This is a genomic window from Variovorax paradoxus, assembly GCF_030811855.1.
GTDB classification, from domain to species: domain Bacteria; phylum Pseudomonadota; class Gammaproteobacteria; order Burkholderiales; family Burkholderiaceae_C; genus Variovorax; species Variovorax paradoxus_L.
The window spans coordinates 86,730-105,107 of sequence record NZ_JAUSRN010000010.1 but is presented as its reverse complement, the minus strand read 5'-3'; the positions used below and the strand labels follow the sequence as shown (position 1 = coordinate 105,107).

At 63.9% G+C, this 18,378-nt stretch carries 16 protein-coding genes; 8 read left to right on the top strand and 8 right to left on the bottom strand.

All coding sequences use genetic code 11. The features are described from left to right. Positions 1 to 54: 54 nt before the first annotated feature. Together J2X92_RS18995 and J2X92_RS18990 are read left to right on the top strand one after the other, a co-directional pair. Positions 55 to 858 carry an NYN domain-containing protein gene (locus tag J2X92_RS18995; protein ID WP_307577688.1) on the top strand — a complete coding sequence of 268 codons (804 nt, stop codon included), beginning with the start codon at positions 55 to 57 and terminating at the stop codon, positions 856 to 858. Positions 859 to 1,457: 599 nt separating this feature from the next. Then, entirely contained in the window at positions 1,458 to 2,429 is a 972-nt protein-coding gene (locus J2X92_RS18990) for a GIY-YIG nuclease family protein (protein WP_307577686.1), read from the top strand. 233 nt (positions 2,430 to 2,662) lie between these two features. Here the strand turns inward: J2X92_RS18990 and J2X92_RS18985 are convergent, their stop codons facing one another. Next, positions 2,663 to 3,550 carry a LysR family transcriptional regulator gene (locus tag J2X92_RS18985; RefSeq protein ID WP_307577685.1) on the bottom strand — a complete coding sequence of 296 codons (888 nt, stop codon included), beginning with the start codon at positions 3,548 to 3,550 and terminating at the stop codon, positions 2,663 to 2,665. Positions 3,551 to 3,659: 109 nt separating this feature from the next. Between J2X92_RS18985 and J2X92_RS18980 the strand changes: the two genes are divergently transcribed. Then, the gene (locus tag J2X92_RS18980; RefSeq protein WP_307577683.1) at positions 3,660 to 4,292 is read left to right on the top strand and encodes an FMN-dependent NADH-azoreductase; all 633 of its coding nucleotides are present in this window, start codon (positions 3,660 to 3,662) and stop codon (positions 4,290 to 4,292) included. Between the two features lie 53 nt (positions 4,293 to 4,345). Further along, positions 4,346 to 5,080 (top strand): glutathione S-transferase, encoded by a 735-nt coding sequence (locus tag J2X92_RS18975; protein ID WP_307577681.1) that lies wholly within the window; start codon positions 4,346 to 4,348, stop codon positions 5,078 to 5,080. A gap of 2 nt (positions 5,081 to 5,082) precedes the next feature. On the opposite strand, the gene rsmI is transcribed toward J2X92_RS18975, so the two are convergent. Then, positions 5,083 to 6,033: a 16S rRNA (cytidine(1402)-2'-O)-methyltransferase gene (rsmI, locus tag J2X92_RS18970; RefSeq protein ID WP_307577679.1), complete on the bottom strand. Its 951-nt coding sequence runs from the start codon at positions 6,031 to 6,033 to the stop codon at positions 5,083 to 5,085. A 47-nt stretch (positions 6,034 to 6,080) separates the two neighbouring features. Here rsmI and J2X92_RS18965 point away from each other — a divergent pair, with 47 nt between their 5' ends. From J2X92_RS18965 to J2X92_RS18955, 3 genes are all read left to right on the top strand, one after another. Then, positions 6,081 to 6,458: a YraN family protein gene (locus tag J2X92_RS18965; protein ID WP_307577677.1), complete on the top strand. Its 378-nt coding sequence runs from the start codon at positions 6,081 to 6,083 to the stop codon at positions 6,456 to 6,458. Positions 6,459 to 6,523: 65 nt separating this feature from the next. After that, positions 6,524 to 7,168 (top strand): SIS domain-containing protein, encoded by a 645-nt coding sequence (locus J2X92_RS18960; protein ID WP_055808093.1) that lies wholly within the window; start codon positions 6,524 to 6,526, stop codon positions 7,166 to 7,168. Beyond that, entirely contained in the window at positions 7,165 to 7,953 is a 789-nt protein-coding gene (locus tag J2X92_RS18955; protein ID WP_307577675.1) for a BON domain-containing protein, read from the top strand. The genes J2X92_RS18960 and J2X92_RS18955 overlap by 4 nt, the downstream gene beginning before the upstream one ends. 44 nt (positions 7,954 to 7,997) lie before the next feature. Here J2X92_RS18955 and J2X92_RS18950 read toward each other — a convergent pair whose 3' ends face one another. Genes J2X92_RS18950 through J2X92_RS18940 form a run of 3 tightly spaced genes read right to left on the bottom strand, consistent with a single transcriptional unit; the run spans position 7,998 to position 11,155 of the window. Beyond that, on the bottom strand, positions 7,998 to 8,906 hold the full coding sequence (locus J2X92_RS18950; RefSeq protein WP_307577673.1) for an NAD(P)-dependent oxidoreductase: 909 nt from the start codon (positions 8,904 to 8,906) through the stop codon (positions 7,998 to 8,000). A gap of 41 nt (positions 8,907 to 8,947) precedes the next feature. Beyond that, positions 8,948 to 10,084 carry a PilT/PilU family type 4a pilus ATPase gene (locus J2X92_RS18945; protein ID WP_307577672.1) on the bottom strand — a complete coding sequence of 379 codons (1,137 nt, stop codon included), beginning with the start codon at positions 10,082 to 10,084 and terminating at the stop codon, positions 8,948 to 8,950. A gap of 27 nt (positions 10,085 to 10,111) precedes the next feature. Then, positions 10,112 to 11,155, bottom strand: a complete 1,044-nt coding sequence (locus J2X92_RS18940; RefSeq protein ID WP_307577669.1) for a type IV pilus twitching motility protein PilT — start codon at positions 11,153 to 11,155, stop codon at positions 10,112 to 10,114. A 51-nt stretch (positions 11,156 to 11,206) separates the two neighbouring features. Between J2X92_RS18940 and J2X92_RS18935 the strand changes: the two genes are divergently transcribed. Beyond that, entirely contained in the window at positions 11,207 to 11,908 is a 702-nt protein-coding gene (locus J2X92_RS18935) for a YggS family pyridoxal phosphate-dependent enzyme (protein WP_307577667.1), read from the top strand. A 290-nt stretch (positions 11,909 to 12,198) separates the two neighbouring features. Here the strand turns inward: J2X92_RS18935 and J2X92_RS18930 are convergent, their stop codons facing one another. The 3 genes from J2X92_RS18930 to J2X92_RS18920 all read right to left on the bottom strand — a co-directional run bounded on the left by J2X92_RS18930 (position 12,199) and on the right by J2X92_RS18920 (position 18,284). Continuing rightward, the gene (locus tag J2X92_RS18930; RefSeq protein ID WP_307577665.1) at positions 12,199 to 14,991 is read right to left on the bottom strand and encodes a hypothetical protein; all 2,793 of its coding nucleotides are present in this window, start codon (positions 14,989 to 14,991) and stop codon (positions 12,199 to 12,201) included. 5 nt (positions 14,992 to 14,996) lie between these two features. Next, on the bottom strand, positions 14,997 to 16,232 hold the full coding sequence (locus J2X92_RS18925) for a WD40 repeat domain-containing protein (protein WP_307577663.1): 1,236 nt from the start codon (positions 16,230 to 16,232) through the stop codon (positions 14,997 to 14,999). A gap of 258 nt (positions 16,233 to 16,490) precedes the next feature. Continuing rightward, entirely contained in the window at positions 16,491 to 18,284 is a 1,794-nt protein-coding gene (locus J2X92_RS18920; protein ID WP_307577661.1) for a type IV secretory system conjugative DNA transfer family protein, read from the bottom strand. Between the last annotated feature and the right edge of the window lie 94 nt (positions 18,285 to 18,378).

The window sequence follows — 18,378 nt, the reverse complement described above, 5'->3', positions numbered from 1 at the left end:
TCTATGAGGGCATACGCTAGCTCTTCGCAGTCGACACCAACCTAGCATTCGGGCATGAAGAATCCAAAAATTATTCCCTCGGATGCTGGAGTGCCGTTGGCCCAGCCGGTGCATCTTTTTGTTGACAATTCAAACATTTTTGTCTCAGCGAAAGATGTTGCTGAATTAAGAGAAGGGAAGGCTGCCCGGTCTAGTGTCAGGCTCCAGTTTGACCATCTCTTCGCCCTGGCAATTGCGGGGCGTCCAATCGGACGGCTGTGTGTCGTTGGCTCAGTCCCTCCTGAGCAGGATGCCGTCTGGCGCCGCTTGGAAGATGCAACCGGCGTCAAGCCCGAGCTGTATGAACGGGGAAAGCAGTCCGGGGGCGAGCAGGGGCTGGACCAATGTCTTCAAGTCCATATGCTAAGAGCGATAAGCGACTTCGCCGAGCCGCAGACCGTCGTGCTTATGACCGGTGATGGGGCAGGATACGACACCGGTGCAGGCTTTCATGCTGACATGGAACGCATGCATGCAGCGGGCTGGGGAATCGAGGTCGTGAGCTGGAAAAATCATTGTCGACGTGCGCTCCGTGATTGGGCGGCAGCCAATGGGGTGTTCGTTTCGCTCGATGATCATTATGAATATGTGACTTTTCTTGAAGGCGGGCGCCCATCTCAACCGGCCGCGACTTCAAATCGCCCGCTGTCTCTGCCTCGGCATAGCTTGGTGAAGCGAGCTGAAATGAGGGTGCAAGAAGAGACGCGCAGCAAGATTGCGCAGCTCGAACGCCAGGTAGCCGAGTTGACGGCGGCCGCGGCTGTTAAGAAGGCCGATCGGAGTCGATATGAAAAACGATACGCGCGAGGCTCAAAGTGAGACGTGAGCGGGGTACCTTGCGCTTGCTCACATGAATCGGACCGCGTAAAAGTTGAGAGCCTGATTACCGGTTTGCGGTGAAAACGCCCGGTAGTGAGAGCGTCCCTTCGTCTCCTTTAGTGATCCGCAACTGCGGGTCCGAATAGCAGGGTAGGTTTACTGCAGGCACTGGCGCCGCAAGTCGATCGGCGTTCGGAAATTGCGCGAGTTCTTCGGTGTGACCAACGCGATCTGCAGTACGGCACCTTTGCCACAAATTCGACGTTACTGACGACGCGTTGGTGTTCGCCAAGGCCAATGGCGTCAATGCGCAAGATCGATCCGGTCTGCTGCCCCTCATTGGCACTCGCACGGTCGAGCAGCAACAGAGACTGCTCGCGGTCGCCTACGATGACAGTACTGAAAACCGACCTGCGTGAACTGCGGTGTAAAGATGGCAGGCCAGGCCAAAGAGGGCAGCACCTCTTTCTGGTGAACTACGTAAAGACGCGTTGTTGCTTCATACGCTAGGCGGGCTGATCGGTAGATGGGTAGGTTGACCGCGACTCGTTTAATCAGTCGGTAGGTTCGATGGCTCTATAGAAGAGATCAAAAAAGACATGAACAAAGGCCGAACACTCAAGCTGTTTCTCGTAGATGGCATTCCGCAGGGCTTGCTCACTGCAGAGATCATGAATTGGACCGGTCATGTGATTACCGGCTCGCGCGGAAAGCTCGCGGAGCTCGTCCAACGCTCAGAAGCCAGGCGAGCGGGCGTCTACTTGTTGGCAGGCCCGGACACGGGTACTGGGGTTGGCACACAGATCTACCTAGGTGAGACTGACGATGTCGCTACGAGGCTCAAGTTGCATAACAGACCCGAGGACAAGGGCGGCAAAGACTTTTGGGAACGTGTGTGCATCATCACCAGCAAAGATGCCAATCTCACGAAGGGGCACGTTAAGTATCTTGAGAGCCGACTTATTACAGTCGCACAAGCTGCAGGTAGATGCGTGCTTGTGAATGGCACAGATCCACAGTACGAGAATCTTCCCGAGGCAGACCGTTCTGATATGGAGTTCTTCCTGGAGCAAATCCAGACACTGCTGCCTGTGCTGGGCTTTGACTACCTCCGCGCGGCACCTCAAGCGCCTGCCTCGAAGGTTTCCAGCGACACAGCTGTGCCCCCATCAGTGTCGCCATCTCCCATTTTTATCGGCGACGTCAGGCGGCATGGAATTACTGCTCGCGCGCAAGAGCTTGAGGGTGAATTTGTGGTGATGAAGGGCTCCAAGGCGCGTCTTGCTTGGGAAGGCGTGGAGGGTAGCTATACGCTCCTGTTCGAGGAACTCGTAAAGGCCGGTGTTCTGATTCCAACACCTGACGGCATCCACAACGAGTTCACGAAGAACTATGCTTTTTCCAGTCCGAGCGCGGCAGCAGCCGTGGTGGCTGGGCGAACCGCTAACGGTCGCACCCACTGGGTGGTCGAAGGCTCCGGCAAAACTTATGCGGAATGGCAAGAGGAGCAGGTTGGCCAAGCTGCGCTGGCGCTTAGTCAAACGGAGCAACCATCCGGGAACGATTTCTAAATTTCGTCGTACGAGCGGGTTTGCTCTGCTGGCGGGATACCGGTCGCGAGCCACCGGGATCGTCGCTCGCACGCAATCAAGTACGGCTCGCCTGGAAGCCAGTCCGTCCGACGAGCCAGCCTTAAAGAATCGACTGCGCCAGTAAAGCGCGTTGGTCAGCGAACAGAAGCCAAATGTGGCGCTGTCCTGCGTCTAGCAATCGCCGCCGATTCAGGGTGCCCCTCCTGCATTTGCTAAGCCTCCAGCGCTCTCGCATGCGAGCCGCGCCACCGAAAACAGGCCTCCCGAACCTCGTCAACCAATGCCGCCAATGGCTGTGGCGCCGCGCTCCCTTCGCCGCGGTGAATCACAAACCGCGCCGGCGGCAACGCCGGCAAAAAACTCCCCGGCGAAATGGAGCGCAGGCCAGGCGGCATGCCCGAAGGCGTCAGCACGGTGATCGCCAAGCCGGCGGCGGCGGCCGACACCAATGCGCCAGAACTCTGCGCGGTCAGCACGATCTGCCAGTTCGCCGCGCCATGGCCGGCCAGTGACGCGAGCGCGGCTTCGCGGAACGGGCAAGGCTCCGATAGAAAGGCCAGCGGCGCGGGCGCGTCGGGGTCGAGCAGCGCGCGCTCGGAAAAGGCCCATACCAGCGGTTCCATCCAGAGCGTTTCGGTGTCGCTTCCGGCATCGCAGACCGTGCCGACCATCAGGTCGAGCGAGCGCTGCCGCACCTGTTTGGCCAGCACGGTGCTGATGCCGCCGGTGATCTCCACGTGCACGTCGGGTCGGCGCTGGCGAAAGCCTGCGAGCGCGGCAAAGAGCCATTCGCTGGGAAATCCCTCCGAGCATCCGAGGCGCAGGGTCGTCGGTGCATGGCGGGGCGCCGCGAGCCGGGAGACCGCCTGCTGTTGCAGGTTGAGGATGCTCCTCGCATAGCTCAGCAGCACGCTGCCCTGGGCGGTGAGCTGCAGCGAGCGGGTGGTGCGCTCGAAGACCCGGCAGCCCAGTTGTTCTTCGAGCCGTTTGATCTGTGCGCTGACGGCCGATTGCGTCAGGTGCATGGCTTCGGCCGCGCGGGTCACGCTGCCGTGGTCGGCGACGGAGACAAAGGCGCGCAGTTGCTGGGAATCGAGCATGGTTTCGTTCAGTGCGGTTTGTTCTGAATTGCCGCAAATTATGTTGCTTGTGCGCGTGCTGGTTGATGCCTAGCCTCGGCTGACCTGAACCACTCATCCCCTGCAAGCCATGAAAGAACTCCTGTACATCGAGACCTCTCCCAGGCAAACGCGTTCCGCCAGCATCGAAGTGGCCGGCGCATTCATCGACGAGGTGAAGCGCGTGCACCCGGCGTGCCGTGTCACCACGCTCAACCCCTGGACGATGGCGCTTCCGGAGCTGTCGCAGGACATGTTCGACGCCAAGTACGCCGGCATCAACGGCGTGCCGCTCACCGACGCCCAGCAAACGGCCTGGGACGAGGTCCGGCGCATCGCCGCGCCTTTTCATGCGGCAGACCACATCGTGCTCGCGATGCCGCTTTGGAACTTTGGTATTCCCTACAAGCTGAAGCACCTCATCGACGTGGTGTCGCACAAGGACGTGCTGTTCCGCTTCGACGCTTCGGGCCTGTCGGGCATGCTCCAGACCCGCAAGGCGACGGTGGTGTGCGCGAGAGGGTTGGACTATCCGCTGGGAAAGGACGGCTCGGCGCACGCGTTCGACTTTCAGCTGCCCTACATCGAGACGTGGCTGCGGTTCATCGGCGTGTGCGAGGTGCGCTCGGTCGTGGTCGAAAAAACGTTGATGGGACCGGAGGTCGATGCTGGCGCGCGGGCCGACGCGAAACGTCGCGCAGTGGAGCTAGCCGAGGGGCTATGAGGGGCTAAAAGCGGTCGGTTGCAGGGGCGTGCGGAGCCTGACACCATGGCCGCATGACCACTACTTATCAACTCCACTACTGGCCCACGATCCAGGGCCGCGGGGAATTCGTGCGGCTCGCGCTCGAGGCGGCCGGTGCGGACTATGTCGACGTGGCGCGGCTGCCCGAATCGAAGGGCGGCGGCGAGTCCGCATTGGGCGACCGGCTCGACGACCCCGAGATCGTGCGGCCGTCCTTCGCGCCGCCGTTCCTGATCGATGGCGACATCGTCGTCGGGCAGACCGCGGCCATCCTGCTGTACCTCGGGCCTCGCCTCGGCCTTGCGGGCGTCGGCGAATCAGACGGCCTCTGGACGCACCAGCTGCAACTCACCATTGCCGACGTGGTGGCGGAGGCGCACGACACGCACCACCCCATCTCCACCGGCGCCTACTACGAAGACCAGCGCGACGCGGCCGTGCAGCGCGCGCGGGCCTTTCGCGAAGAGCGGATTCCCAAGTTCCTGAACTGGTTCGAGCGGGTGCTGCAGCGCAATCCAGCGGGGTCGTCGCACCTCGTGGGCGATGTGCTCACCTATGCCGACCTGTCGCTGTTCCAGTTGGTGGATGGCCTGCGTTATGCATTCCCGAAGGCCGCGGCCAGGGCGCTGGCCGACACGCCTTTGGTCGAGAAACTGCACGACAACGTCAGGCGCCGCGAGCGCGTGCACAACTACCTGAAAAGCCCGCGTCGCATCGCGTTCAATGAAGACGGGATCTTCAGGCGCTATGCGGAGCTGGACGGCTGAGCTTATTGCTCGTCGTCAGCCGAGCCGGCATCGTTGCGAATGCGCAGCGCCGTTTCGTACAGCGCATTGCGGGGCGCGCCGCTGATCTCGGCCGCGAGCCGCACGGCCGTCTTCACGGGCAGCTCGGCCAACAGCAGGCGCAGCACGCGTTCGCCTTCGGCGCCGTCGTCGGTGGAGGCGGCCACCGGGTGCAGCACCAGCGCGAATTCGCCGCGCGTGCGGTCTCGGCCGGCGGCAAACCAAGCTGGCAACTCTGCAGTGGAAACGGTCGCAATCTCCTCGAACTGCTTGGTGAGCTCGCGGCCGACGGTGATGCGGCGCTCGCCCAGCACGGCCAGCGCGCGCGCCACGGCTTCGATGCGGTGCGGCGCCTCCAGCAGCACGACCGCGCGCCGCTCCTGCGCGAGCGCCTGCACAGCTGCGTCGCGCTCGCCGGCCTTGGTCGGCAGGAATCCCGCGAAGACGAAGGCGCTGCTCTCGTCGCCGGCCGCCACGAGCCCCGCCGCGCCGATCAGCGTGGTGACGCTGCTCGCGCCAGGCAGCGGCAGTACGCGTTGGCCGGCCGCACGCACGGCCGCCACCAGTCGCGCGCCGGGGTCGCTCACGCCCGGCGTGCCGGCGTCGCTCACGTAGGCAATGCGCTCACCTTGGGCGAGCCGCGCAACCACGGTTTGCGCCGCCTCGGCCTCGTTGTGCTGGTGCACGGCCAGCAGCTGGCCGCCGGGCCGGTCGATGCCGTAGGCGCGCAGCAGGCTTTGCGTGTGGCGCGTGTCCTCGCAGGCAATGGCGTCCACGATCTGCAGCACGTGCAGCGCGCGCAGCGTGATGTCGGCCAGGTTGCCGATGGGCGTGGCCACCACGTACAGCGTGCCCTGCGGATAATGCTGTGCACCCGAGGCGTCGCGCGCGGCCGCAAGGACGGCGCCGAAAGAAGCGGGTGCTAGTGAAGCCAATGGGTTTCTCCGAAGAAACAAAAAAAGAAAGCCGGCAGGGAGCAAGCATGAAGACCATCACAACGACGACCAAGCGTCGCGGCGATGCGGCGGAAGACGCCGCGCTCGACCACCTGCACGATGCCGGCCTGGTGCTGGTTGCGCGCAATTATCGAACGCCCGGCCGCGGCGGCGGCGAGATCGACCTGATCATGCGCGATCCGCAGGACGCCACGCTGGTGTTCGTCGAGGTGCGGCAGCGCAGCAGCGGCGCGCATGGCGGGGCCGGCGGCAGCATCACGGGCGTCAAGCAGCGGCGCATCGTCTTTGCGGCGCGCCACTACCTGAACAACCTGCGCACGCTGCCTCCGTGCCGCTTCGACGTGGTGCTGGTCGAGGAGCGCATCACCTGGCTGAAGGCAGCATTCGACGCGGGCGGGAACTGAACGGCCGGCAGAGGCTCCACCCCGCACACGTCTTGTTTCATCACCCCCCGGTATCATCCCGCCCCATGCTCGAGCAACGGATTCAGCAACACTTCATCGATAGCGCCGACCTCAAGTACCAGGCCGGCCCAGTCCTCAGCAAACCCATTTCGCAAGCCATGCAGGCCCTTTTGGCTTGCGTGACCAGCGGCGGCAAGGTGCTGGCCTGCGGTGCGGGCGTGTCGGGCCTGCTTGCGGCCCAGTTCGCGGCGCACTTCGTCGGCCGCTTCGAGCGTGAGCGCCCTGAGCTGGCCGCCATTGCGCTGCCCGGCGACAGCACCGATCCCACGGCCGACAGCGCCAACGCCATCGACGCCGATCGTTTTGCCCGCCAGGTGCGCGCGCTCGGCCAGGCCGGCGACGTGCTGCTGGTGCTTAGCGCCAGCGGGCAGTCGGCCGCGGTGCTGGCCGCGGTATTGGCCGCGCACGAGCGCGACATGACCGTGGTCGCGCTGCTCGGCAACGCCAGCGCCGGCCAGGCGGCATCGCCCGGCGTGGGCAGCACCGGAACCGGTGGCGCCATCGGCCGCGCGCTGCGCGAAACGGATGTACAGATCGGCGTGTCGCACGAACGTGCGGCGCGTATCCACGAAGTCCACCTGCTCGCACTGCATTGCCTGTGCGACGGCGTGGATGCCCAGTTACTCGGAGAACAGGAAGCTTCCACATGACGACGACACCGTTCAAACGCCTCGCCATTGCAATTGCCTCGGGGGCCGTGCTGGTTGCCGGGCTCTCGGCCTGCGTGCCGCTGGTGGTCGGAGGGGCCGCCGCGGTGGGCATGGGCATGGTGGCGACCGATCGCCGCAGCTCGGGCGCCCAACTCGACGACCAGGGCATCGAACTGCGTGCGGCCGCGCGGGTGCGCGAGATCGCCAACGACTACATGTACGTGAGCGTCACCAGCTACAACCGCCAGGTGTTGCTGACGGGCGCCGTGGGCAGCGAGGCCGACCGCCGCCGCGTCGAAGACCTGATCCAGCGCGTGGACAACGTGCGCTCGGTGGTCAACGAGCTCACCGTCGGCCCGTCCAGTACTTTCCAGGAACGCTCGAACGACCTGTTCGTCAGCGGCAAGGTGAAGGCTTCGCTGCTCGATGCCAAGGACATCTTCGCCAATTCGTTCAAGGTGGTGACCGAGCGCGGCGTGGTCTACCTGATGGGCATTGCAACGCGGCGCGAAACCGACCGCGCGACCGACATCGCACGCGGCGTATCGGGCGTGCAGAAGGTGGTGCGCGTGGTCGAGGTCGTGAGTGAATCCGAACTGGCCAATCAGGCGCAGCGCGGCGGCACCGGGGCGCCCCCACCGGCGCCTGGGCCTGGGCCTGGGCCTGGGCCTGGGCCTGGGCCTGGGCCCGCACCGTCCTCGTCTTCATCGCGCGTGCCGCTGCCGCCGATGGAACCGCTGCCGCCGGCCCAGCCGGGCGGTGCAATGACCACGCCGGTGCGCTGACCGCCAAACAAAGAAAAAGCCCGCTTGCGCGGGCTTTTTTTTATTTACTTGAGCCGGGTGATCAGGCTCGACGTGTCCCAGCGCTTGCCGCCGGCCTGCTGCACGTCGGCATAGAACTGGTCGACCAGCGCCGTCACGGGCAGTCGCGCGCCGTTGCGCTTGGCCTCGTCGAGCACCAGGCCCAGGTCCTTGCGCATCCAGTCGACGGCAAAGCCGTAGTCGAACTTGCCTTCGATCATGGTCTTGCCGCGGTTGTCCATCTGCCAGCTCTGCGCGGCACCCTTGCCGATGACCTCGAGCACCATCTTCATGTCGAGGCCCGCTCGTTGGCCGAACGCAATGGCTTCAGAGAGGCCCTGCACCAGCCCGGCAATCGCGATCTGGTTCACCATTTTTGCGAGCTGGCCGGCGCCGCTCGCGCCAAGCAGCGTGACGGCGCGCGCAAAGGCGGCCATCACCGGCTTGACCCGGTCAAAGCTCACCTTGTCGCCGCCGCACATGACGGTGAGCGCGCCGTTCTGCGCGCCGGCCTGGCCGCCGGACACCGGCGCATCGATGAACTGGAAGCCGGCCGACTGCGCCGCATTCGACAGCTCACGCGCCACGTCGGCCGAGGCGGTGGTGTGGTCGACAAAGACGCTGCCTTGCTTCATGCCCGCGAAGGCCCCGTTCGGGCCCAGCACCACGGCGCGCAGGTCGTCGTCGTTGCCGACGCAGCTGAACACGATGTCGGCGCCGGCTGCCGCTTCACGCGGGGTTGCGGCGTGGCGGCCGGGCGCGCCGAATTCGGCGACCCAGGCCTCGGCCTTGGCCGGCGTGCGGTTGTAGACCGTGACCGTGTGGCCGGCCTTGGCCAGGTGCCCGGCCATTGGTCCGCCCATGACGCCAAGGCCCAGGAAGGCCACCGTCTGGGCAGGTGTGGATTCGTAGTTTCGGGAGTTGATGCTGCTCATGGGCGAGAGCTTAAGCCCAACGCGGCGCCCGCGTCACGCGCCTAGACAATCGCGAAATGTTCCGTCCCTGCCGAGAGGTCGGTGCTGCGCGCGCGCTGGCTGTTGAGCTTGATCTGCAGGCGCAAATCGTTGGCCGAATCGGCGTTGCGGATGGCGTCGTCGAAGGTGATCGAATGGCTCTCGAACAGGTCGAACAGCGCCTGGTCGAAGGTCTGCATGCCCAGGTTGCGGCTCTTGCGCATGATCTCCTTGATCTCGCCCACTTCGCCCTTGAAGATCAGGTCGGAAATGAGCGGCGTGTTCAGCAGCACTTCCACCGCGGCCACGCGGCCGAGGCCGTCTTCGGTGGGCACCAGGCGCTGCGAAACCAGCGAGCGCAGGTTCAGCGACAGGTCCATCAGCAGCTGGGCGCGGCGTTCTTCCGGAAAGAAGTTGATGATCCGGTCCAGCGCCTGGTTGGCGCTGTTGGCGTGCAGCGTGGCCATGCAGAGGTGGCCGGTTTCGGCAAAAGCCACCGCGTGTTCCATGGTTTCGCGGTCGCGGATTTCGCCCATCAAGATCACGTCGGGCGCCTGGCGCAGCGTGTTCTTGAGCGCGGCTTCCCAGCTGTCGGTGTCAATGCCCACTTCGCGCTGCGTCACCACGCAGTTCTTGTGCGGATGCACAAATTCGACCGGGTCTTCCACCGTCACGATGTGGCCGTAGGAGTTTTCGTTGCGCCAGTCGATCATTGCTGCCAGCGTGGTCGACTTGCCCGAGCCCGTGGCGCCCACCATGATGGTGAGGCCGCGCTTGGTCATCGACACGTCCTTCAGCACCTGCGGCATGCCCAGGCCGTCAATGGTCGGCAGCTTGGCCGGAATGGTCCGCAGCACCATGCCGACCTTGCCCTGCTGCACGAAGGCGTTCACGCGGAAGCGGCCAATGCCGGTCGGCGAGATCGCGAAGTTGCATTCCTTGGTGCGCTCGAACTCCGCCGTCTGGCGGTCGTTCATGACCGAGCGCGTGAGCGCCAGCGTGTGCTGCGCGCCCAGCGCCTGCTGCGAAACCTTGGTGACCTTGCCGTCGACCTTGATGGCGGGCGGAAAGTCCGCGGTAATGAACAAGTCGCTGCCGTTGCGGCTCACCATGAGCTTGAGCAGGTCGTTGATGAACTGGCTGGCTTGATCGCGTTCCATGATGTCGGTACTCCGAAGGGCTGTGGATCAGCCGGGGAAATTCTCTGGGATCTTCGCCTTGCCGCGCGCCTCTGCTGCCGAAATGGCATTGCGCCGCACGAGGTCGGTCAGGTTCTGGTCCAGCGTCTGCATGCCCGCACCCTGGCCGGTCTGGATGGCCGAATACATCTGCGCCACCTTGGCTTCGCGGATCAGGTTGCGGATGGCCGGCGTGCCCAGCATGATCTCGTGCGCCGCCACGCGGCCCTGGCCGTCCTTGGTCTTGCACAGCGTCTGCGAGATCACGGCCTGCAGCGATTCCGACAGCATGGCGCGGATCATTTCCTTTTCCTCGCCCGGGAACACGTCGATGATCCGGTCGATCGTCTTGGCGGCCGACGAGGTGTGCAGCGTGCCGAACACCAGGTGGCCCGTTTCAGCCGCGGTCATCGCAAGGCGAATGGTTTCCAGGTCGCGCAACTCGCCCACCAAAATGGCGTCCGGGTCTTCGCGCAGCGCCGAGCGCAGGGCGTTGGAGAACGAGAGCGTCATCGGCCCGACCTCGCGCTGGTTGATCAGGCACTTCTTCGATTCGTGCACAAACTCGATCGGGTCTTCCACCGTGAGGATGTGGCCGTACTCGTTTTCGTTCAGGTAGTTGACCATCGCGGCCAGCGTGGTCGACTTGCCCGAGCCGGTGGGCCCGGTCACCAGCACCAGCCCGCGCGGCTTCATCGCCAGTTCCGCGAAAATCTTGGGCGCGTTCAGCTGCTCCAGCGTCAGGATCTTCGAGGGAATGGTCCGGAACACCGCGGCCGCGCCACGCGCCTGGTTGAAGGCGTTCACGCGAAAGCGCGCCAGGCCGTCGATCTCGAACGAGAAGTCGACCTCCAAAAACTCTTCATAGTGCTTGCGGTGCGTGTCGCTCATGATGTCGTACACCATGGCGTGCACTGCCTTGTGGTCGAGCGCATCGACGTTGATGCGCCGCACGTCGCCGTGGACGCGGATCATCGGGGGCAGCCCGGCCGACAAGTGCAGGTCGGAGGCTTTGTTCTTGACGCTGAATGCCAGCAGTTGGGTGATGTCCACGGGGCTCCTCGATCGAGTTCGGTGACGTTTTGATACGAATTTGGGACGATTATGACGATGATTGGCGACGACCTCCAGCAAGTAAAGAGCCGTATCGCAAAGGCTTGCGCCCAAGAGGGGCGCAACCCGGCTGAAGTCCGGCTGCTGGCGGTGTCCAAGACCTTCGGTCCGGAGGCCGTTCGCGAGGCCTTCGAGGCAGGGCAACGGGCCTTCGGCGAAAACTATGTGCAAGAGGGGCTGGACAAGATCGCGGCGCTTTCGGATCTGCGCGCGGAACTCGAATGGCACTGCATCGGCCCTCTGCAAAGCAACAAGACACGGCCCGTGGCCGAGCATTTCGACTGGGTACACGGCATCGATCGGCTCAAGATTGCCGAGCGTCTTTCGGCGCAGCGGCCGGCGCATTTGCCGCCGCTTCAGGTGTGCCTGCAAGTGAACGTGGATGGCGGCGCGAACAAGTCCGGCGTGACTCCCGAAGAGGCGCTGCCGCTTGCGCGCGCTGTGGCGGCTTTGCCACATTTGAAGCTGCGGGGGCTCATGGCCATTCCCGAGCCGGCGCCGGATTTCACCGCGCAGCGTGAACTCTGCCTGCGTGCCCGCGCTGTTTATGACGCGATTCGCGCCGCCGGCATCGAGCTCGACACGCTCTCGCTCGGCATGAGCGCCGATCTCGAAGCGGCCGTGAGCGCAGGGAGCACGATGGTGCGCATCGGCACCGCCATCTTCGGCGGCCGGCCGCGAAAACCTGCCTGACAACCCGGCCGGCGTTAGCGCCTGCGCGCCGAAATCATGTTCCTCGAGTAGCGCAGATATTGCGACCGCGTGCAGGTCCGCCAGTGCATTCAGCCCGTACCAGGCATAGAAATTGGTGGCGTTCCCTGGCTAACCTGGAGTTGTCCGACACCGTGTGAGAGTTTGTTTGACTGCGCTGCATGAGCGGAAGGTGGCGGCACAGTTCATTGCTCGCTCCCGATGTGCCTCTTGGCGTAGATTGAAGCATGTTCTTGGCGCTTTGGTCACCGGTTTCAGAGCATCGCCACCCCTCATGGGCCGCCCAGCACCGACCCCTGTTGCTGGTTGGCTTGCGTTGCGGCCTGTGTCCGAATCTCGCTCATTATTTGCTCCCGCTGCTGGTCGGTTCGCAGGATGTGCTGATCGCTCTGCTGAATGCTGGGTGCGGGCTGGCTGATGTCCATCTGTGCAGGCACGGCAAAGAGCGAGCGGGAGGCGAAGACCACCGACTTGTCGCCAATATAAATACCCGACAGGTCTTTCTCCGTAATTCTCGACCGGTGGCAGGCGGCCGTGCCTTGGGCCAGGCGTTCTTCGGAGATTCCCTTCGGGAGGAGGTCTTTGAGGGTGCTGTACAGCGCATTTTGCGGATGACTCGGGTCGCTGAAATCGCGCAGCAACGGGCGGCTCGCATCAGCCACGGCAGTGGCGGATATCTGCTCGCCGTGCGCGGCAGCCCCCAGGTGTTGCCGGGTGTCGCGGCTGTGCTTGAGCTGCGTCGTCTCCCTCTGATCCCTCTCATCACGCCGCGCCAGGCCGTCGTGTCCGCGCTCTGCGGCCATCCGCGCCATCTGCTGGCGTATCTGGGCCGCTTCGGCCCGCGCCGCGGCCGCCTCGGCTTGCGCCGCCGCGATGGCTGCTGTAACGGCTGCCGCAGCGGGTTGGGCCATCGGCTGAGAAGGCGCGAGCGCAGCGTCTTGAGGGGGCGAGTGCACCGGGGCAACAGGCGGCGCAGGGTTGGCATGGACCGGTGAGCGCGTGTGGGCCAGAGGCGCCGCCACATGCTCTCCTCTTGTCGGCGCCTGCACTGCGGGAGTAGCCAGAGCAGGTGGTTGAGCCTCGGCCTGCTTCTGCGCGGGCGCCTCCTCCAGCACGCGCCTGGACGCCTGCTCCTGCGTGCGCTCCCCCGAAGGCTGCAGCGTCCTTTGGGGGCTCGGCTCGTTCTTGAACCGCTCCCTGTCCTGCGCCTGCGCAATTCCCAGGCCTCGCATCAGGTCCTGCTCCTGCGCCTGGTGCACCCGGTACAGCGGGCTGCTTTTGGCCCGGTGGATTTCATCGAGCTTGCCCACCGGCTGCAACGAGCCCGCAGAAATCTGCTCGGGTTCGTCGCGGCGCCTGTGCGCCTCGGCAAAGCTCATGCCGCCCGGCGTGGGCACGATGCGCGATTCATGCGTGGTGATCTGGGGGATGGGTTCCTGCTGCGCCGGAGCAGCCTGCGGCGCCTGCACCTCGCCCCGCTCGTTGACGGGCGCGCCCATGGCGTCGAAGTAGCGCTCTTGCCCGACGCGCACGCCGTTTCGATCAAGATCATAGATGACGGTGCGCGGCTCGCCAGCCACCTCTTGCCCGCTGTTGATGGTCACGGTCCGGTCGCCGGTTTCCGCGTCGTGCATCACCCAGGCGCGGCTGCCGTCCTCGCCGACGAAGTCGAAGCTTGCAGTGCCATTGGCGTGGGTCTGGATGCTGACGGTTGTGTAGGTGCCGAGGCCGCTTCCTGCTTCCACCACCACGGGTGCAAGAGCCGGGTCTTCCGAAGCGGACGCGTCGGTGCCCCTCGAAGCAACGGGGCGCATCTGATAGTCGGCCACGCTTTGTGCCGCGCTCCCCGTCAGAATCATGCGCCCTGCGGTGTCCATGCCCGAGGCGAAGACACTCGACCTGTCGCCCTCGAACTGACCATCCACGCGTTGGCCGGAGATGCGCGCCTCCATGATGGCGCCGGTCGTCTCGTCGCGCCAGGTGGTGACCTGCACGGCGGGTTGCCGGGTTTCCGCCGTGCTGCCCGCGCCCGCGACCGTCGCGGCTCCGGTGTTCTCGTAGTACGTGCCGTCGACGGCATAGCCTGCGGGGCTCAGGCCATGCATGACGTTCCACTGACCTTGTCCGATGCCTTGCTGCACAACCTGGGTGGTTTCGGCGGGTGTGAGGTTGGCTTGCCAGCCCAATGCCTTGACGGCCCGGGCGGGGCTGTCGATGTAGTTGGCGGCAGCGCCGGCGGCGGCGTCGGCTGCCGGTTCCGTGAAGGCTTCGGCGCCCTTGCCGATGAGCTTGTCCGCGACCCAGGCGGCGCTTTCGCCGAGGACCCGGCCGCCCAATTTGCTGGTCAGCAATTCGGCCATGGCCATCGCGCCCTGGGTGCCGATATCGGCCATTGCGCCCGCCCGTTGGGCATTGCCGGTGTTCACCGCAGCCACGACACCGCCAGGCCTCCAGGGTTCGACGCCCACGTGCAGGCTGCCGATGCCGGGGTCGCCATTGGCGGGGTTGGGCGTGCGCACATCGAGCACGCCCGTGTCGACGCTGCCGTCGGGTGTCCAGTGGCCTGTCCAGGCGTTCAGGGTGACGGTGCTGCCGACACGGGCTGAGGCAGTGGGATCGTTGCGTAACTCATATGAAGCCGCGGAGAAGGCAAGGCCAACCGCGCCTTCGCCGGCGAAGCTGACGGTGGCGTTGGGGTAGGGACTCTCGTCATTGGCAGTCAGACTCTCAACCAGCGTGAGGGTCTGAGTCACAGGATCAGACGGCCCATCAAATCCACCCGCCCGCGGGCCACGGGTAATGCGCACGCTGTCCGAGAAGATGTTGGTGTCTTCAACCTTCGTTTGCGTCACCAGATCCAGGCGCGGCACTGCCCTGGGCGTGCCGGTGATGACCAGTTCGTTGGTTGCCGGATTGAAGAAGGCTTGGTAGTTGATACGGGTGCTCTGTACGTCCAGCGGCAACGTCAATCGATCTGCAGACACCGCACCGAATCCGGCAGGCGGTGCGGTGTCTTTGCCTGGACGCGTGAGGCCCAGCAACTGGGCCGTGGTCAAAGTGCTCATGCGTATTACTCTCCCTTAGTGGCGTGCTGCAAGGCCGCAGCATCGATTCGATAGAAATGAACTCGATTGATTGCAGCCGCCGCCAGAGTGGCGCTCGGCTTGTGCACGGCAAGGCGCGATACGTCGCGGGGCGAGCGAACGGTCGCCACGACGCGTCGTTGTGCGGTGTCCCAAAAATGAAAGTCCGATGCCAGGCCAAGCATCACGTCCGAGTCGGGAACGGCGATCAAGTCGCCCGAGTTGCCTCGGGGCGCATCAGCCGGAGGGTGAAGAACGTCGACCGGGGTGCGCTGGGTTCGAACCCAATCCAATTGAGGCGGGTTCTCGATCTCGCCCAGCGCCGCGAAGTCCTTGTTCGCATCCCACACCCGAATGGGCGACATGCCGAAGGACACGAGCTTGCCACCGTCGGCGCTGTAGGCGACGCCGTTCAGGGGCGTGGGGCTGAACAGGACTTTCTTGATGGCTCTGCGCTCCAGATCGGCAATGACGATGGCCGTTGCGCCCGTCCAGTTCGTCAAGCCAAACTGCTCGGCATCCAGAAAAAACTGCAGCGCGCCCAACGAGATCTCGTCACGCGCCGGGTTGCAACTCATCGTCTCGTAGGAGCGTCCAACTTGCGGCTGATCATGAAAGGGATGTGCAAGGTCAAGTTCGCTTTCGAGCGTTCCGGATGGCAAGCCATACATTGCAACACTTGTCTTGCGCAGGACGACCAATGCGCGGCCGTTTGCCAGTACGCACATCGCCCTCGGCGTAACACCGATGCGTCTTGTTCCCGGACCCCTAATCTGGGCAACTTCCTGCCGCTGGGCAACGTCCCATATGCGTGCAAGCACATAGCGATCCTTGTCGTTTCGCGCCGCGATCTCCGCGGCCTCATCGATGCTTTCTGGAACTTTGAGTTCTCCATGCTTGATGTCCTGGTAGTCCTGGACGATCAGACGCTTCCCATCCGGACTGAACAGCACGTCCTGCCCCGAGCGATTCCCCGCCCAGCGCTTGCTTGGCACCGAGAACACCGGCTTCTTCGTATGCACATCCCACACTTCGACCACATCGCGCATGAAGTAGCCGACGGCGAGCAGCCGGCCTTCGGGATGCCAGGCCAACGACTGAACCGTGTAGGGAAGTTCGAGCACGCCCACTTCTTCCATCACTGGTTTGGCGCGCACGTTGCAGCCGTTCAGGAGCAAGAGCGCCAACGCCGCCATGCCGGCGAACAAGGTTTTGATGGTCATGTGACCGCTCCTGCTGCTTCATCGCGTGCGACGTGCAGCGGCAAGGGCCATCGATCTGCCGGAACGGCTACAAGCCCCGGCGGTGGCGATGGCGAGCGGGTGAACCCCAGCAGTTGGGTAGTTGTGAGATTGGATGACATGATTTTGCTACTCGCTGGTGTGTCATTTGCGGAGGGGGGCGCTCAGCGCCCGCGATCCAAATCTGTGACATGAAATCCCCGTCGCGATCACGCCGCAATGCAAGTGCACAGTCTTATTTCATCCACCCTGTTCGAGAGCATGCCGTCCTTGCTCCGTTGCGTGGACAGGGACCTTGAATCGATGCTCGCGCACCGAAGCCGCCCCCTTGATCGGCGCCGGCGCAATACTCGCCCGCTCCTTGAAAATCTTGTCCTTGAAGAACCAGTTCTTGTGGGCCCGGATGGGCTTGCAGCCTTCATAGAAGATCAACTCCTCGTCGGCGGGCAGCTCCTTGATCTCCTGCGGCAGAAACAGGGCCCGGCGCTCTTCGGTGTAGTTGGTCGAGACCTGGTTGGAGCCGCCGCCTCGGCTGGTGCTGCGGTGCTCCTTGCGGATGGTCTTGTAGCCCAGCATTTCGCTGTATTCAGCCGCATCGCTTTGCTCGCGTGGCGCAAACACGATCTGCGCGCCGTGGTTGGTGATGAAGTTCTGTGCGTCGTTGTCGCCGTAGGCCGAGCGCAGCTGAGCGCGGCTTTGCACGATGCACAGGTCGCGCACACCGTAGCTGGCCGAGATCGAGATGCGCTTGGCCCACACATCCACTCGCCCCATGGCGGTGAATTCGTCCATCAGCATGAGCATCTGGTATTTCAAATCCGGCTCGTCACCCAGTTGCTTGGTGAGGTTGTTGCCGATCACGCTGCTGAAGAAGATGTTCAGCAGCTTGCCGCTTTCGTCGAGCTTGTTGGTCGGGATGTCGACGTACAGCGTGGTTGGATGTTTGCGGATGGCGGTAATGTCGAAGTCGGTCGCGTTGGTGGCAGCGGCCAGCACCGGACTGAGGAACTGCTGCAGTGGCGCCTGCATGGTGGCGATCACCGAGGAGAAGGTTTGCTCGGCCAGGCCAGCGAGGTTGCCAAAGACGGTGCGCGTTTGCGTGCTGATGAAGCCCGACTGTTGCGGGTCGTTCAATATCTCCTTGAGCATTGCCAAGGTGCCCTGGCCGTCGGCGCCGCTGGACAGGTGCAGGATGCGTTCAAGACTGGGGAAGTTCTCGTCGGTGTTGGGGTCCTGGGCGCGCACGAGAATCCGACCCCAGTGGTCCCATACCTCGAACATGTATGAGGCGAAGGCGGTGAAGGCGGCGCGGCTTTGGCTCGTCCAAAAAGGGTCTTTGCCAGGCTCGTCCGGGTAAAGAATGGCGGCGATGGTCTGGATTTCACCGATGCGCTTGCCCGCATCCATGCCCACCAGCAGGGTGAAGGCGTTGAAGCGATGGGTCTTTCCCTGGTCGTCGTAGGGCGCCCACACATAGATGGTGTGACCCTGTGTCTCGCGCCAGCCGCTGGTGGCTTTGCGCAGTTCACCTTTGAGGTCGAGCACGACCATCGAGTGCAAATACGACAACAGCACCGGGATGGCGATGCTGGTGGTCTTGCCTGAACGTGTCGGACTGACGGTGATCACGTGCTGCGCGCCGCCCAGCCACAGGTACTGGCCTTTGTATTTGCCGATGAGGATGCTTTGCGGGGTCTGCTCGAGCAGGCCGGCTTTCTTGAGATCGGAAAGTTCGGCGAAGCTGGCGTCGCCGTGCAGGGATTCGGCCTTGGCTCGAAAGAGTGGGATGAGCAATGCGGCCCAGCCCAACAGGGGTACGCCGAAGCCTATGGCGCCGCTGAGCTTGATCTTGGTAGCGTAGGGGGCGTACTGCGGCAGGTCTGTCGCCTGAATATATTGCCACCACGTGTTCCAGGTCAGTGATGCATTTCGCAGATCGAGGATGAGCAGAACAAGGTAATTGGAGAGGAACCAGCCACCCGCCAAGACCCCCAGAAGTATCACCAACGCGAAAAGTACCGTGCTTTTGCTCATATCCTGCGCCATCTCCCTTTTAATAAGGAAATGCTTATACAAGGCGAGGCAGCCTCAGCAGGTTGTGCGATAGGCCGCCGAACATAAGACTGCG